At 68.7% G+C, this 16,385-nt stretch carries 14 protein-coding genes; 11 read left to right on the forward strand and 3 right to left on the reverse strand.

Annotated features, from left to right (window positions below; all coding sequences use genetic code 11):
• Complete coding sequence (locus tag LC452_RS19380) at positions 1–219, reverse strand: hypothetical protein (RefSeq protein ID WP_223628322.1); 219 nt, start codon at positions 217–219, stop codon at positions 1–3.
• A 7-nt stretch (positions 220–226) separates the two neighbouring features.
• The gene (locus tag LC452_RS19385) at positions 227–1,780 is read right to left on the reverse strand and encodes a dolichyl-phosphate-mannose--protein mannosyltransferase (protein WP_223628324.1); all 1,554 of its coding nucleotides are present in this window, start codon (positions 1,778–1,780) and stop codon (positions 227–229) included.
• Positions 1,781–1,815: 35 nt separating this feature from the next.
• On the opposite strand from LC452_RS19385, the gene rsmI reads away from it, so the two are divergent.
• From rsmI to LC452_RS19440, 11 genes are all read left to right on the forward strand, one after another.
• Positions 1,816–2,637: a 16S rRNA (cytidine(1402)-2'-O)-methyltransferase gene (gene rsmI, locus LC452_RS19390; protein WP_223628326.1), complete on the forward strand. Its 822-nt coding sequence runs from the start codon at positions 1,816–1,818 to the stop codon at positions 2,635–2,637.
• Positions 2,634–3,365, forward strand: coding sequence for a class I SAM-dependent methyltransferase (locus LC452_RS19395; protein WP_223628327.1), 732 nt, complete (start codon positions 2,634–2,636; stop codon positions 3,363–3,365). The genes rsmI and LC452_RS19395 overlap by 4 nt, the downstream gene beginning before the upstream one ends.
• Positions 3,362–4,492: a LacI family DNA-binding transcriptional regulator gene (locus LC452_RS19400; RefSeq protein WP_223628328.1), complete on the forward strand. Its 1,131-nt coding sequence runs from the start codon at positions 3,362–3,364 to the stop codon at positions 4,490–4,492. The genes LC452_RS19395 and LC452_RS19400 overlap by 4 nt, the downstream gene beginning before the upstream one ends.
• An 83-nt stretch (positions 4,493–4,575) precedes the next feature.
• Entirely contained in the window at positions 4,576–6,240 is a 1,665-nt protein-coding gene (locus tag LC452_RS19405) for an ABC transporter substrate-binding protein (RefSeq protein ID WP_223628330.1), read from the forward strand.
• Positions 6,237–7,217 (forward strand): ABC transporter permease, encoded by a 981-nt coding sequence (locus LC452_RS19410; RefSeq protein WP_223628331.1) that lies wholly within the window; start codon positions 6,237–6,239, stop codon positions 7,215–7,217. The genes LC452_RS19405 and LC452_RS19410 overlap by 4 nt, the downstream gene beginning before the upstream one ends.
• Positions 7,214–8,128: an ABC transporter permease gene (locus LC452_RS19415; RefSeq protein WP_223628333.1), complete on the forward strand. Its 915-nt coding sequence runs from the start codon at positions 7,214–7,216 to the stop codon at positions 8,126–8,128. Before LC452_RS19410 ends, LC452_RS19415 begins: the two co-directional genes overlap by 4 nt.
• The gene (locus LC452_RS19420; protein ID WP_223628335.1) at positions 8,125–9,834 is read left to right on the forward strand and encodes an ABC transporter ATP-binding protein; all 1,710 of its coding nucleotides are present in this window, start codon (positions 8,125–8,127) and stop codon (positions 9,832–9,834) included. Before LC452_RS19415 ends, LC452_RS19420 begins: the two co-directional genes overlap by 4 nt.
• A 23-nt stretch (positions 9,835–9,857) precedes the next feature.
• Positions 9,858–11,027, forward strand: coding sequence for a glycoside hydrolase family 1 protein (locus tag LC452_RS19425; protein ID WP_223628337.1), 1,170 nt, complete (start codon positions 9,858–9,860; stop codon positions 11,025–11,027).
• 42 nt (positions 11,028–11,069) lie between these two features.
• Entirely contained in the window at positions 11,070–12,608 is a 1,539-nt protein-coding gene (locus LC452_RS19430; RefSeq protein ID WP_223628339.1) for a molybdopterin-dependent oxidoreductase, read from the forward strand.
• Positions 12,609–12,648: 40 nt separating this feature from the next.
• Positions 12,649–14,226 (forward strand): methionine--tRNA ligase, encoded by a 1,578-nt coding sequence (metG, locus tag LC452_RS19435; protein ID WP_223628340.1) that lies wholly within the window; start codon positions 12,649–12,651, stop codon positions 14,224–14,226.
• Positions 14,227–14,229: 3 nt separating this feature from the next.
• Positions 14,230–15,105 (forward strand): TatD family hydrolase, encoded by an 876-nt coding sequence (locus LC452_RS19440; protein WP_223628342.1) that lies wholly within the window; start codon positions 14,230–14,232, stop codon positions 15,103–15,105.
• Here LC452_RS19440 and LC452_RS19445 read toward each other — a convergent pair.
• Positions 15,087–16,358, reverse strand: a complete 1,272-nt coding sequence (locus LC452_RS19445) for an MFS transporter (protein WP_223628344.1) — start codon at positions 16,356–16,358, stop codon at positions 15,087–15,089. The genes LC452_RS19440 and LC452_RS19445 overlap by 19 nt on opposite strands.
• Positions 16,359–16,385: the final 27 nt, after the last annotated feature.

The following is a 16,385-nucleotide window of genomic DNA, read 5'->3' on the forward strand; positions in this document are numbered from 1 at the left end:
TCAGCGCGCGTTGCGGGGATGCTGTCTCGCCGCGCGTTCGTTGCCGCGTCGGTAGTTCCCGGTGACCCGCGCCATGAGCAGCTGCGGATCGCCGTGCTCCACCTGCGCGAGGAACTCCTGAGCGCTCGCGCCGCGCAGCGTCGTCGCCGTCTTCCCGTGATGTCGGATCACGACGTCCTCACCGCGTACCTGGAACTCGAAGTCGGAGGGGGCTCCCATCCGCGTCTCACACCCATCCCGGCAACCAGTTGTGCAGCAGCCAGAAGTCGTACGGCACGCTCATGCCGGTCCACACGGGGTAGAAGAACGCCGACACCAGCACGACGACGACGAGGCAGATCATGACGGTGCGCTCGCCCGACTGCCGTCGGTAGAGCGGATCCTCTCGTCGTCCGGCGATGATCCGCAGGGTCAGCGCGAGGCCGATCACGAGGAACGGCATCATCACGACCGTGTAGAACTGGAAGATCGTGCGCTCGGGGAACATCAGCCACGGCAGGTAGGTCGCCGCGAGACCGACGAGCGGCAGTCCGACCTCGGCGCCCACCGGCCGGCGGGTGATCCAGCCGCGCACCAGCCGGTAGATCAGGTACACGGACGCGGCCACGCCGCCGTACCAGATCAGCGGGTTGGGGATCGAGGAGATCACGGCGATGCAGTGGTCCGTGCCGCAGGGACCGGGGTCCGAACCGACCCACACCGCGGTCGGCCGCAGCAGGAACGGCCACTCCCAGGCGGGGCTCGCGTAGGGGTGGCCCTTGGTCAGCCCGACGTGGAACCCGAGGATCGACTGGTGGTACTTCCACAGCGCGACGAGAGGGTTCGCGTCGGTCTGCCGGTCGTAGCCACCTGCGGTGACGAGCCATCCGGTCCAGCTGACCAGATAGACCGCCAGCGCGGGGAACACCAGCAGCACGAATGACACCGGACCCTGTTTGAACGCGGCGGCGGTGGGCCAGAGCACCACGCCGGCACGGCGGCGGGCGAGGGCATCCGTCACGACGACGTACAGTCCGAACGCAGCCAGGGCGTACAGCCCCGACCACTTCACCGCGGATGCCGCGCCCAGCGCAGCCCCCGCCGCGATGAGCCACGGGCGGCGCCACAGCACCGGGCCCCAGAACGGATCCGGCGCCTCGGGATCCCGTCGTTCGAGCAGCGGGATCGTGCGCTGCCGATCGAGCAGCACGAACAGCGCCCCGAGCAGCACGAAGAACGTGAGGATGCCGTCGAGCAGCGCGATCCGGCTCAAGACGATGCTCAGACCGTCGATCGCGAGAAGCGTGCCGGCCACGGTCGCCACGACGACGGAACCGCTCAACCGGCGGGCGATCAGGTACACGAGCAGGACCGATGCCGTGCCGAGCACCGCTGTCGCCAGGCGCCATCCCGCGCTGTTGTCGGGCCCGCCGATCGCCATCCCGAGCGCGATGAGCCACTTGCCGAGCGGCGGATGCACGACGAACGCGCCCTTGTCGGAGAGCGGCAGCTCCTGCAGCGTGATGAAGGCCTCGTTCGCGTTCTCGCCCCAGACGCCCTCGTAGCCGAGCGTCCACAGCGACCACGCGTCCTTGACGTAGTAGGTCTCGTCGAAGGCGAGCTGGTGCGGGTGGCCGAGATTGACCAGGCGCAGCACGGCCGCGACGGCCGTGACGAGCAGCGGGGCGAGCCAGTGGACGGCGCGCCCCCAGTCCGGGCTCTGCAGCAGGCGGTCTCGCAGCTGTCCGTAGCGCGTCAACCGGTCCTCAGGAGCAGGCAGCAGAGGCTCGGGCGCGGTCACCGGTCCAGCCTAGACAACGCGCCTATGCTGAGCGGGTGATCATCCTCGCCGCCACGCCGATCGGAAATCTCGGCGACGTGTCCCGTCGTCTGGTGGAGGTGCTGGAGAACGCGGAGACGATCGTCGCCGAAGACACGCGCACCACGCAGAAGCTCCTGAAGGCGCTGCAGATCGACAACCGACCGCGGCTGATCGCACTGCACGACCACAACGAGAAGCAGAAGGCGGCGGAGATCGCCGCGCTCGCCGCCGAGTCCGACGTCGTGGTGATGAGCGACGCGGGCATGCCGACCGTCAGCGACCCCGGCTACGGTCTGGTGGCCGAGGCCGTCGCGCAGGGTGTCACCGTGACCGCGATCCCGGGGCCGAGCGCCGTGCTCATGGCCCTCGCGATCTCGGGCCTGCCCACCGACCGCTTCACGTTCGAGGGCTTTCTGCCGCGCAAGCCGGGGGAGCGGCGCTCGGTGCTGCGCGGGCTCGCGTCCGAGGCGCGCACCATGGTGTTCTTCGAGTCGCCTGCCCGCCTCGCAAGCGCTCTCGCCGACATGGGCGCCGCCTTCGGCGATGTCCGCCGGATCGCCGTGTGCCGCGAGCTGACGAAGTTCTACGAGGAGGTGCGCCGGGGCACGGCATCCGACCTCGTCGCCTGGGCGGAGAACGGTGTGAAGGGCGAGATCGTCGTGGTCGTCGAAGGTGCCACGCGACGGGATGCCTCCCCGGAGGATGCCCTCGCCCAGGTGCAGAAGCTCGTGGCCGACGGCATCCGACTCAAGGACGCCGCTTCCGAGGTCGCCGCGCTGACCGGACTGTCGTCCCGCGATCTGTACCAAGCCGCTCTGGCCGCCCGCTCGTCATGAGCCCCGAGATCGGGAGCGCGTCCGAAGGACGAAAGCGCCCGCCGAGGACGAACCCGCCGGATTCATCCTCGGCTGACGCACATGTCCTCGCGAAGCGTCCGGAAGATGCGGATGCCGCCGTCGGAATCGCGTACGACAGCAGAGCCGTCGACTACGTGCGTCTGGGCGGAACCATCGAGCTGATGGATCCGCGCGACCGGGAGCTGATCGGGCGCTGGCGGGACGAGACCGCGGGACTTGTCCTGGATGCGGGCTGCGGACCCGGCCACTGGACGCGATTCCTGCACGACGCGGGCCGAGAATCGGTGGGCGTCGACATCTCGGCGGAGTTCCTGCGATTCGCTCGCCGGAACCATCCGGATGTCCGCTTCGAACAGGCGTCCTTCCGTGAGCTCCCTGCGGCCGATGCGTCGGTGGGCGGCATCCTCGCCTGGTACTCCCTGATCCACACCGACCCGTCCGAGGTGCCGGTGGTGCTGCGCGAGTTCGCGCGGGTGCTCGCGCCCGGCGGCAGCCTGCTCCTCGGCTTCTTCGTCGGAGAGCCCCGTCAGCCGTTCGCGCACGCCGTCACGACCGCCCATTTCTGGTCGGCCGACGCGCTCGGCGCGCTGCTGACGGATGCCGGATTCGAGGTGACCTTCACCGAGCAGCGGGAGCGGGAACCCGGCGAGATGAGCGTGCGTCCCCACGGAGCTCTGATCGCGCGCCGGGTACCCTGGGCACGATGACGGGAAAGAAGGGCACGATCGTGAGCAAGGCGGCCACGGTGTACGACGTCGCCGACCGCGCCGGCGTCTCGATCGCGACGGTGTCCCGGGTGCTGCGTTCACCGGATGCCGTTCGCCCCGTCACCCGTGAGCGGGTGCTCGATGCCGTCTCGGCCCTGGGCTATGTGCCGAGCGGCAGCGCGCGCGGCCTCGCCGAGCGGCGCACCGGTGTGCTCGGCCTGTACTTCCCGGGGTTCGACGCCGCGGAAGAGGCCCCGGCACTCGATGTCCTCTCCGCGCACGCCGGCTCGACATCGCCCTTCACCGTGGTGCAGGACGCCACGGATGCCACGGAGGAGCACTCCACGATGTTCTTCCTCGACGAGGTGCTGCGCGGCGCCGAGCTGGAGGCGTGGAAGCAGGGCTTCGTGCTCATGGTCGGCGTCGGGCGCGATGACCCGGACCGTTCGACCGTGCGCGACATGGCAGGACGCGTCGACGGTCTGGTCGTGCTGGCCAACAGCGTGCCCGACGACGTGCTGGCGCGCCTCGCCCTGCGCACCCCGGTCGTCGTGCTGTCCGGACGCTCCCGCGGCGACGACTACGACCACGTGACCGTGAGCAACGCCGAGGCGATGGCCGAACTGACGCGACGTGTGCTCGCGCAGACCGGCGGAGCCGCGCCCGCGTATCTGGCCGGTCCCGATGACTCGCCGGATGGCGCAGAGCGCTGGGACGGATTCTCCCGCGCGATCTCGGAGGCCGGGATCCGCATCGAAGATGTCCTCGTCGTTCGCGGAGACTTCACGCGCGCATCCGGTCGCCGGGCCGCCGAGGAGATGCTCGCCGACGGCCTGCCGCCGGCCCTCATGTCGGCCAACGATCAGATGGCGCTCGGCGCCTTGGACGTCTTCCGATCTGCGGGGATCGAGGTGCCGAAGGACCTGATCGTGACCGGTTTCGACGGCATCGAGGCGGCCTCTCTGTCTCGTCCTCGGCTGACCACGGTCCGCCAGCCGATGATCGAGCTCGGTCGCGCGGCGGTGCAGGTCCTGGCGCGTCGACTGGAGCGGCCCGATGCGGCGCCCGTCGCGGTCAGTCTGCCGCTCGAGATCGTGATGCGGGAGAGTTCGCTCCGCCCTTCCTGACCGCGGCTCGAGCGTCACGGGCACGCGCCTCAGCCAGTGTCAAGGGGTTGCCGTCCCGAAATGTATGCGCTTACAATCGCATCATGAAGACAAAGTTGTCGTTACGACGCTGGCGGAGAGCGGCTGTCGTCGCCCTCGCCGGCGCAGCGGTCGTACTGAGCGGATGCAGCATCCAGATCACGTCGCAGCCGGATCCCTCGATCGGCGCCGACACGATGCTGATCAACGCCGACAAGGGGAACCCGTTCTTCAACCAGAACTTCAACCCCTATCTGACGAACACGCGCACCGCCTCGCGGTGGATCTACGAGCCGCTGATCCTGATGAACAATCTCGACGGGTCGCTCACCCCGTGGCTGGCGACCGAGTGGGAGCAGCCCGACGCCCGCACGATCGTGATGACCCTGCGCGACGACGTGACCTGGAGCGACGGCGAGGAATTCACCGCCGACGACGTGGCCTTCACGTTCCAACTCCTGAAGGACAACCCGTCGCTCGACATCAAGGGTGCCTGGCAGCACCTCGAGAGCGTCGAGACCGACGGCGATTCGGTCATCCTGCACCTGCAGGGCGACGACGCCCCCGCGCTGACGATCCTCGGACAGACCATGATCGTTCCCGAGCACCTCTGGAAAGACGTCAAGGACCCGGGCACGTATCTCAATGAGAAGCCCGTCGGCACCGGCCCGTTCGTGCTCGGCAACTACAACAACCAGCAGTACTCGGTGGACAAGAACCCCGATTACTGGCAGGCCGACAAGATCGAGATCGAGCACATCATCCTGCCCGCGACGAACTCGCAGCTCGACACCGTCAGCCGCGGCTACGACTGGTCGTACTCGTTCATCTCCGACGTCGAGGGCACGTGGGGAGCAGCGAGTCCCGACAACAAGTGGTGGTTCCCGCCGGGCGGCGTGATCGCACTGCTGCCGAACCTCGAAGTCGCGCCGTTCGACGACGTGAACGTGCGCCGCGGCATCGCGCTCTCGCTGGACCGCGAGGAGATCGCCGAGACGGCATCCGAGGGATACATGGAACCTGCAGGCCAGACCGGCCTCATCCTGCCGAACCAGGAGGAGTACCTCGACCCCGAGATCCCCGACCAGGGCATGATCACGCAGGACAAGGATGCCGCGCTCGCGGCCTTCGAAGAGGCGGGCTACACGCTCGACGGCGACCGCCTCACAGGTCCCGACGGCGAGCAGCTCGAGTTCGCGATCACCACCGCCAACGGCTACTCCGACTGGACGAGGGCTGCGCAGACCGTGCAGCGCCAGCTGGCGGACGTCGGCGTCAAGGTCACGCTGAAGCTCCCGCAGCCCGCCGGCTACCAGAGCGCCATCAGCAACGGCGACTTCGAGATGGCGATCGGCGGCATGGGTGGCGGCGACGTCTACCAGGCTTACAACAACCTGCTCTCGAGCGAGTTCTACGTGCCGTCCGGCGAGGCGACCGCGAACAACTTCGAGCGCTTCCAGTCCGAAGAGGCCGACGCGCTGCTCGCGGAGTACCGCGGCACGGTCGACACCGCCCGTCAGACCGAGATCGTGCAGGAACTGCAGGGCATCGTCTACGACCAGATGCCCGTCATCGGCCTCTATTACGGGGGCATCTGGGGTCTGTTCAGCGACGCCAAGTTCACCGGCTGGCCCTCCGAGGAGGATCCGTACATGATCCCGCAGAACTACGACAACGCGCCGCTCGGGATCTTCATCAACCTGAAGCGCGTGAACGGAGACGACCAGTGAAGTACGTCCTCCAGAAACTGGGTCTGTTCGTGCTCACCCTGTGGGCAGCGGTCACCCTGAACTTCTTCCTCCCTCGCCTCATGCCGGGATCTCCCGCGGATGCCGCCATCGCGAAGCTCGCGCAGAACGGTCCGGTGTCGGATGCCACTCGTGCGGCGATCGAGGCCCAGCTCGGTGTGCCGACAGGGTCCATGTGGGATCAGTACGTGACCTACCTGGGTCAGGTCGCACGACTCGACTTCGGCGTCTCGTACACCTTCTACCCGCAGTCGGTGTCGAGCATGGTGTCGACCGCACTTCCGTACACGATCGGGCTCGTCGGGATCGTCACGATCCTGGCGTTCATCATCGGCACGCTGATCGGCGTCGCCGCGGCCTGGCGTCGCGGAACCTGGCTCGACAGCCTGCCGACGCTCACCGGTTCGTTCCTGAGCACGTTCCCGTACTTCTGGACGGCGCTGCTGCTGCTGTTCTTCCTCGGCTACGTGCTGCACTGGTTCCCGACGACCGGCGCCTACGCCGCGACGACGACACCAGGGTTCACCTGGGAGTTCATCGGCGACCTCGCCCAGCACGCGGTGCTCCCGGCGCTGACGATCCTGCTGACATCTCTCGGCGGCTGGATCATCGGCATGCGCAACGCCATGATCAACACGCTCGGTGAGGACTACATCACCTTCGCCGAGGCGAACGGCCTCCGCGGCCGCACGATCGCCGTCCGCTATGCGGCCCGCAACGCGATCCTCCCCAACCTCACCGGCTTCGGGCTCACGCTCGGCGGCGTGGTCGGCGGATCGATCCTCGTCGAGCAGGTCTTCGGCTATCCCGGTATCGGATACCTGCTCTTCAACGCCGTGATCGGGCAGGACTACCCGCTCATGCAGGCGCTCTTCCTGATGATCACGGTGAGCGTGCTCATCGCCAACTTCCTCGTGGACATCCTCTACGGGGTACTCGACCCGAGGACTCGCCGATGACCTCCACCATGAACGTCAAGCTCCCGGCCGACCGCATCGCCGCTCCCAGCCCCTGGCGGGCCTTCGGGCGGATGGTGGGCACCCTCTGGTCCAACGGCAAGGCGCGCCTCGGGCTCTGCATCCTCGGTGTCTTCGTGCTGGTCGCCATCTTCGCCCCGCTGCTGGCGCCGTACGGACCCAAGGACAACGACTTCGACCGCAACGCCGATGCGTCCGCAGCCCACTGGCTCGGCACCACGGCAGCGGGGGAGGACGTGCTCAGCCAGCTGATCTACGGCTCGCAGATCAGCATCCTCGTCGGCTTCGCCGCCGGCATCCTGTCCACGATCGTCGCCGTCCTCATCGGGCTGAGCTGGGGCTACATGCGCGGTTTCGCCGGTGACGTGATCGGCTTCATCGTGAACCTGTTCCTCGTGATCCCCGGCCTGCCGCTCATGATCGTGATCGCCGCGTACCTGCAGAACGGCGGCATCCTGATGATCATCGCCGTCATCGTGGTCACCGGCTGGGCGTGGGGCGCGCGAGTGCTCCGCAGCCAGACGCAGTCCCTCCGCGGGAACGACTTCGTCACCTCGGCGCAGTTCTCCGGCGACAGCAGGACGCGGATCGTGTTCCGCGAGATCCTCCCCAACATGACGTCGATCATCGCCGGCACGCTCTTCGGAGCGGCCACCGCGGCGATCCTCGCCGAGGCGGGCCTCGAGTTCCTCGGACTCGGCGACTCCAGCATCGTCAGCTGGGGCACGATGCTCTACTGGGCGCAGAACTCCAACTCGCTGCTCACCGGGCAGTGGCTGCTGCTGTTCGCCCCCGGTCTCTGCATCGCCCTCCTGGCGCTGAGCCTGACACTCATCAACTTCGGCGTGGACGGCATATCCAACCCGCGCCTGCGAGAGGGGAAGGGACGATGACCGCCCCCGAACAGAACGAGATCCTGCTCGACGTGCAGAACCTGTCGGTCGAGTACGCCTCACCCGGCACGACCCCGGTCGCGGCGGTGCACGACGTGTCGTTCACCCTCCGACGCGGCGAGTTCGTCGGCCTCGTCGGAGAGTCCGGATCGGGAAAGTCGACGCTGGGCTTCGCCCTCACGCGGCTGCAGAAGCCGCCGGCCCGGATCAGCGGCGGCCGCATCCTGTTCGGCGGGCGCGACATCCGCGAGCTCGGCACCGAGGAGCTGCGCCGGCAGCGCCAGGGCGGATTCGCCATGGTGCTGCAGTCGGGCATGAACGCCCTCAACCCGGTGCGGACCGTCGGTGCGCACTTCCAGGACATCTTCGCGGCGCACGGTCACGTGCCGCGCGAGTCGCGCGACGCTCGTGCCCGTGAGCTCATCGGCAAGGTCGGTCTCGACCCCGAGGTGCTGAAGCGCTACCCCGGCGAGCTCTCGGGCGGCATGCGACAGCGCGCGTCGATCGCGCTGGCCCTGTCGCTGGAACCGCAGCTGATGGTCTTCGACGAGCCGACCACCGCGCTCGACGTGCTCGTGCAGCACGCCGTGATGGACACGATCAAGGAGCTGCAGCACGCCGAGCACTTCACCGCCATCCTCATCAGCCACGATCTCGGCATCGTGCTCGAGGCCACCGATCGGGTGATGGTGATGCACGAGGGGCGGATCGTCGAAGACGCGTCGAGCCGCAAGATCCTCGACGACCCCAGCGACGAGTACACGCGGATGCTGCTGAGCCACTACGCCGACCCGCGGGCGAAGACGATCTCGATCCCCGGGTTCGTCGACCTCGGAACGCGGCGCCGTGAGGGGCGCTCACGCACCGACGTCACCGAGACCGTGCCGACCGTGTCGGAGCGCGACGCGCGCCGTGCGGATGCCGCGATCGTGGTCGAGGGCGTGTCGAAGCTCTACCCGGCGCCCCGCCGCGGCCAGGATGCCGTCACCGCCGTCGACGACGTCTCGTTCCGGCTCGAACCGGGGGAGGCGCTCGCGCTCGTCGGAGCCTCTGGATCGGGCAAGTCGACCATCGCGAAGCTGATCACCGGCGTCGAGAAGCCGACCTCGGGGACCGTGCGCTTCGGCGACACCGACGTGGCGTCGCTCAAGCGGCGCGGACTGCGTGACCTCCGCAAGGACGTGCAGATGGTGTTCCAGGATCCGTATGCGGCGCTCAATCCGCTGCACACGGTGGAATACGCCCTCACGCGGCCGGTCATGAACTACACGAAGCTGCGCGGGCAGGAGGCCAGGGACCGCGTGCTCGGGCTGCTCGAGACCGTCGGCCTCACGCCGGTGGAGCAGTTCGCGGCGAAGCTGCCGCACCAGCTCTCCGGCGGGCAGCGCCAGCGCGTCGTGATCGCCCGCGCCCTCGCGAGCGATCCGCAGGTGCTGATCGCCGACGAGCCTGTGTCGATGCTCGACGTCTCGCTCCGTGCCGGCGTCCTGGCCCTGCTCGAGGATCTGCGCGAACGGTGGGGCATCAGCATGCTCTACATCACGCACGACCTGCTGAGCGCTCGACTCGTGACGGAGAACATCCTGGTGCTGAACAGCGGGCGGGTCGTCGAGCGCGGCGAGACGAGCGAGGTGCTGCAGCATCCGGAGGATCCGTACACCGTCCAGCTGCTGGACGCCGTGCCGAATCCTGCGCGAATCCGATAGACCACACCACGAAAGGAGCACTCGTGCTCACATTCCCTGACGGCTTTCTCTGGGGAGCTGCGACCGCAGCCCATCAGGTGGAGGGGAACAACACGACCAGCAATTGGTGGGCCATGGAGCAAGCGCCCGGCTCTCCGATGGTCGAGCCGTCGGGCGATGCGGCCGATCACTTCCACCGGTACCCGGAGGACATGCGTCTGCTGGCGGATGCCGGACTCAACTCGTACCGGTTCTCCGTGGAGTGGGCGCGCATCGAACCCGAGCGCGGCTTCGTCTCGCGGGCGATGCTCGACCACTACCGCCGCATGATCGACACCGCGCGCGAGAACGGGCTCGACCCGACCGTGACGCTGATGCACTTCACGGTGCCGCAGTGGTTCCAGAAGGACGGGTTCTGGCGGGCGGACGACGCCGTCGATCTGTTCGCGCGCTACGTCGAGACCGTGCTGCCGATCCTCGAGGGCGTCACCTACGTCTGCACGATCAACGAGCCGAACATCGCCGCGATGCTCGCCGGGGGAGAGGATGCCGCGAATCTCGTCGCCTACGGTCTCCCGAACCCCGACCTCGCGGTCGCCGACACCCTGCTCGAGGCGCACCACCGCGCCTCCGAGATCGTGCACTCCGTGTCGGGCGCGCAGGCCGGCTGGACCATCGCGACCCAGGCCTTCCACTCCACGGGCGAGCCGGGGGCCGACGAGATGCTCTCCGCCTACGGCGACCCGCGCGACCACTGGTACCTCGACCAGTCCGCCGGTGACGACTTCGTCGGCGTGCAGGCCTACACCCGCACCTTCATCGGTCCGGAGGGCCCACTGCCGGTCGCGGACGACGTGGAGACCACGCTGACCGGCTGGGAGTTCTTCCCCGAGGCGCTCGAGATGGGCGTGCGCAGCGCGTGGGAGCGCAGTGGCGGCGTGCCGGTCCTGGTGACCGAGAACGGCATCGCCACCGCCGACGACACGCGACGCGTCGCCTACACGCAGGGCGCGCTGGAGGGGCTGCACCGCGCGATCTCCGACGGCATCGACGTGCGGGCGTACCAGCACTGGAGCGCCCTCGACAACTACGAGTGGGCGAGCGGATTCCGGCCGACATTCGGGCTGATCGGCTTCGATCACGAGACGTTCGAGCGCCACCCGAAGCCCTCCCTCGCCTGGCTGGGCGAGGTGGCTCGTCGCAACGGATTCTGAGCGCACAGCCGAGGCACCGTCCCGCGGGGTTACGCTCTGGACATGACGCACGCGATCGTGGACAAGCGGACTGATCGGCTGCGGTCGGCGGCCGCGGGACTCAGTGCCGCGGTCGTCGGCGTCGGCTTCGCCGAGCTGGTGGCGGCGATCGTCGAACCTGCGGCGAGTCCCTTCGCCGTGATCGGTGGCGGTCTGATCGACCTCGCACCGGCCTGGGCGAAGGACACGGCCATCGCGCTGTTCGGCACCGGCGACAAGATCGCGCTCCTCACGGGGATCGCCGTGGTGCTGGTGGTGGTCGCTGCCGCCGCCGGGCTTCTGGAGCTCCGTCGGTCGGGCATCGGCGCGACGATCCTGGGCGGGCTCGGCGCCCTCGCCGTCGTGGCGGCGATGATCCGTCCCGGTGCAGGTCCCTTCGCGTGGCTGCCCGGCCTCGTCGCCGGCGTCGTCGCGGTGATCGCGGTGCGCCTCCTGATCCGCCGGCTGCGGCCGATCGCCGGCCTCGCTCCCGACGGCGTGGATCGGCGGCGATTCCTGATCTGGACCGCGGGCACCGCCGCCGTCGGCGTCGTGTCGCTCATCGTGGGCAACATCGCTCGCGGAGCGACCCGCTCGATCGACGTGGTGCGCTCGGCGCTGCAGCTTCCGAAAGCAACCCGCACGGCCCCGGCCGTCCCGGCGGAAGCCGAGCTGGACATCCCAGGCCTCGCGCCGGTCGTGACCTCGAACATCGACTTCTACCGCATCGACACGGCGCTGATCGTGCCGCGGATCGACCCGGCCGACTGGTCGCTGCGCATCCACGGCATGGTCGATCGCGAGGTCGTCATCTCCTGGGACGAGCTGCTGGCCCTGCCGATGGACGAGGCCGACGTGACCCTGGCCTGCGTCTCGAACGAGGTCGGCGGATCCCTGATCGGCAATGCACGCTGGCTCGGACATCCGATCCGCGACCTGCTCGCCCGCGCGGGGGTGTCCGCGGATGCCGACATGGTGCTGTCCACCTCGTCGGACGGTTTCACGGCATCCACTCCTCTCGAGGCCCTCACCGACGATCGGGACGCCCTGCTCGCGATCGGGATGAACGGCGAACCGCTGCCGATGGAGCACGGCTTCCCGGTGCGGATGGTCGTCCCCGGCCTGTACGGCTACGTCTCCGCGACCAAGTGGGTCACGCAGCTCGAGGTCACCCGCTTCGACAAGGCCATGGGGTATTGGACGCCGCGTGGCTGGTCGGACCACGGTCCGATCAAGCTCCAGTCCCGCATCGACGTGCCGCGCGGCGGTTCGGTCGATGCGGGGGAGTCGGTGATCGCCGGGATGGCCTGGCAGCAGCACGTCGGCGTCGAGGGCGTCGAGGTCCGCGTCGACGACGGCGACTGGCAGCGTGCCGAGCTCGCCGACGCGATCTCGGCCGACACCTGGGTGCAATGGAGCCTGCCCTGGACGGCGGAGAGCGGTCGGCACACGATCGAGTGCCGCGCGATCAGCGTCGAGGGAGAGACCCAGACGGACCAGCCGGCGGCCCCGGCTCCGAACGGCGCTCAGGGCTGGCACCGCATCGAGGTCTCCGTCGGCTGAGCGCGCAATCACCCGCGTTGCGGCACCTAGAATTGTCCCCATGCCCGCAGGCGAATCGTTCTACATCACCACGCCCATCTACTACCCCTCCGACGTGCCCCACATCGGTCACGGGTACACGTCGGTGGCGGTCGACACCCTCGCGCGGTGGCACCGCCAGGCGGGGGACGACACCTGGATGCTGACGGGCACCGACGAGCACGGCCAGAAGATGCTGCGGGCCGCGGCCGCCAACAACGTCACGCCGCAGGAATGGGTCGACAAGCTCGTCAGCGAGAGCTGGTTCCCGCTGCTGACGACGCTCGACGTCGCCAACGACGACTTCATCCGCACCACCCAGGAGCGCCACGAGACCAACGTGCAGACGTTCTTCCAGCGCCTGTACGACCGCGGCTACATCTACGCGGGCGAGTACGAGGCGCTGTACTGCGTGGGCTGCGAGGAGTTCAAGCCCGAGTCCGAGATCGTCGACGGCACCGGACCCTTCGAGGGCCTCAAGGTCTGCGCGATCCACTCCAAGCCGCTCGAGCTGCTGCAGGAGAAGAACTACTTCTTCAAGCTCAGCGAGTTCCAGGGCCGCCTGCTCGAGCTGTACCGCACGCAGCCCGACTTCGTGCGCCCGGATTCGGCGCGCAACGAGGTCGTCTCGTTCGTGAGCCAGGGCCTGAAGGACCTGTCGATCTCGCGCTCGACCTTCGACTGGGGCATCCCGCTGCCGTGGGACGAGTCGCACGTCATCTACGTGTGGGTCGATGCGCTGCTGAACTACGCGACCGCGGTCGGATACGGCTCCGATGAGGAGACCTTCGCGCGCCGCTGGCCCGCGTACCACGTGGTCGGCAAGGACATCCTGCGCTTCCACGCGGTGATCTGGCCGGCGCTGCTGATGGCGGCCGGGCTCGAGGTGCCGAAGGGCGTCTTCGCGCACGGCTGGCTGCTGGTCGGCGGCGAGAAGATGTCGAAGTCGAAGCTCACCGGCATCGCGCCGACCGAGATCACCGACGTCTTCGGCTCCGACGCGTACCGCTACTACTTCCTCTCGGCGATCGCCTTCGGGCAGGACGGCTCCTTCTCGTGGGAAGACCTGTCGGCGCGCTACCAGTCCGAGCTCGCGAACGGCTTCGGCAACCTCGCCTCGCGCACGACGGCCATGATCGAGAAGTACTTCGAGGGCATCGTGCCGCCGCCGGCCGACTACACCGAGCAGGACGTGGTGATCCAGAAGATCGTGGCGGATGCCGCCTCGAAGGCGGATGCCGCCATCACGCAGTTCCGCATCGACGAGGCCATCTCGTCGATCTGGACGATCGTCGACGCGCTGAACGGCTACATCACCGAGAACGAGCCGTGGGCGCTGGCCCGCGACGAGGACCAGCGCGGTCGCCTCGGCACCGTGCTCTACACGTGCGCCGAGGGCCTGCGGGCACTCGCCGTGCTGCTCTCGCCGGTGATGCCGCAGTCCACCGAGAAGCTCTGGCACGCGCTCGGCGCCGGGGAGACGCTGGGGCGTCTGCAGGACCAGCCGATCCGCGAGGCCGGCGACTGGGGTGCTCTGCGGCCCGGCACGAGCGTCAACGGACTCGCGCCGCTGTTCCCGCGGGTGGAGTCCACGGCCTGACTCATGGCTGACACGTACGTCCGCGAACGCTCGGGAGACGGGCGCAAGGATCTGAAGTATCCGTCCGCTCCCGAGCCGCTCGCGGTACCCGTCTACGACAACCACGCGCACCTCGAGATCCTCGACGGCGACGACCCGCTCTCGCTGACCGAGCAGCTCGACCGGGCGCAGGCCGTCGGCATCGCGGGCGTCGTGCAGGCTTCGGGCGACATCGAGTCGTCGCGGTGGGCCGTCGAGGCGGCGGCATCCGATCCTCGCGTGCTGGCGGCCGTCGCCATCCACCCGAACGACGCGCCGACGTACGCCGAGGAGGGCCGCCTCGACGAGGCGATCGCCGTGATCGACGAGCTCGCCGCGCACCCGCGCACGCGCGCGATCGGCGAGACGGGACTCGACTTCTTCCGCACCGAGCCCGAGCGGCAGGCGCCGCAGTTCGCGTCATTCGAAGCGCATATCGCGCTGGCCAAGAAGCACGGCATCGCGATGCAGATCCACGACCGCGACGCGCACGATGCGGTGCTCGAGACGCTCGGCCGCGTCGGCGCCCCGGAGCGCACGGTCTTCCACTGCTTCTCGGGAGACGACGCGATGGCCCGGATCTGCGCGGACGCCGGCTACCACCTGTCGTTCGCCGGGAACGTCACGTTCAAGAACGCTCAGAACCTGCGCGATGCCCTGAAGGTCACGCCGCTCGATCGCATCCTCGTGGAGACGGACGCGCCGTTCCTGACGCCGGTGCCGCTGCGCGGGCGGCCGAACGCGCCGTACCTCGTGCCGATCACCGTGCGCTTCATGGCTGCCGAGCTCGGACTCGAGGTCGACGAACTCTCGACCCAGCTCGCCGCCAACACCCTCCGGGTCTACGGCTCCTTCGACTGAGGCTCGTTCGACTGAGGCTCGTTCGACTGAGTCGCGGAGACGATCTGCGAGATCGGCTTCCACACGAACACGAGGGTGAGCGCTGCACCGGCGAAGGCGAACCACCAGGGTGCGGTCAGACCCCAGATCTGAGCGATCACGCCGCCGAGCGCCTGGCCGATGACCATGCCGCCGAAGACGCCGACCATGTTGACCGAGGCGACTCTGCCCTGGAGCTCGGCGGGCACCAGCCGCTGGCGCACGGTCGTCGAGATCGTGCCCCACACGAACGCGTAGGCGCCGAACACGAACATGATCACGAGCGCCACCCAGCCCACGGTTGTCAGCGCGAACGAGAGGTGCATGAGCACCTCGAGCGACAGGACCACGCGCATCAGCGTCGCGAACGACACATGTCGCTCCAGCCAGCCGAAGCTGACCGTCGCGAGGAGGCCGCCGACCGCGGATGCCGTCGTGAGAGCGCCGAAGCCGACGGCACCCATGTGCAGGTGCTCGGTCGCGTACAGCACCAGCACGCCCCACGGAGCCGCCCACGTGACGTTGAACACCAGGATTATCAGCACCAGCATCCGCACCGGCGGGTTGCGCCAGAGCCAGCGCAGCCCCTCGGCGATGTCCGTATGGACGGGCGGGTGGGTGTCGGTCGCCCTGGGCGGGACGGGCGTCCTGGCCATGCGCGAGATCAGCACGACCGCGAGGCTCACGCACACGATCTCGAGCAGGAACGGCCATGCGGTCCCCGCGGCGAACAGGAAGGCGCCCAGCGGGGGACCTGCGAACTGATTCGCCACGAGATAGCCGGCCTGCAGCCGCGCGTTGCCGACGCCGAGATCGTCGGGCTTCACGAGCATCGGCAGCAGCGTGCTGCCCGCTGTGTCGACGAACACCTCGGCGGTGCCGTAGAGGAAGGCGACGGCGAGGACGATCCAGATGTTCGCGGATCCGGTCACGAGGAACACGCAGAGCCCGGCGAGCACGACCGCGCGTGCGGCGTTGGCGAACATCACCAGGCGCCGTCGGTCGAACCGGTCGGCGATCGCCCCGGCGTGCAGGCCGAAGAGCAGCCACGGGAGGAACTGCAGGATCGCGCCCGCCGCGACGAGGATCGGCGACGAGGTCATCGAGGCGATCAGCAGCGGTGCCGCCGCGAGGGCGACGCCGTCACCGACGTTGCTCGTCCAGGACGAGGCGAGAAGCCATCGGAAATCCCGGCCCATGCGGCGGGGCGCGACGAGTTCACCGAGAGAGGGCATCCCGAAAGACTACTGACGGTGGGGGAC

This window comes from Microbacterium sp. EST19A, from assembly GCF_019969685.1.
Taxonomy (GTDB): domain Bacteria; phylum Actinomycetota; class Actinomycetes; order Actinomycetales; family Microbacteriaceae; genus Microbacterium.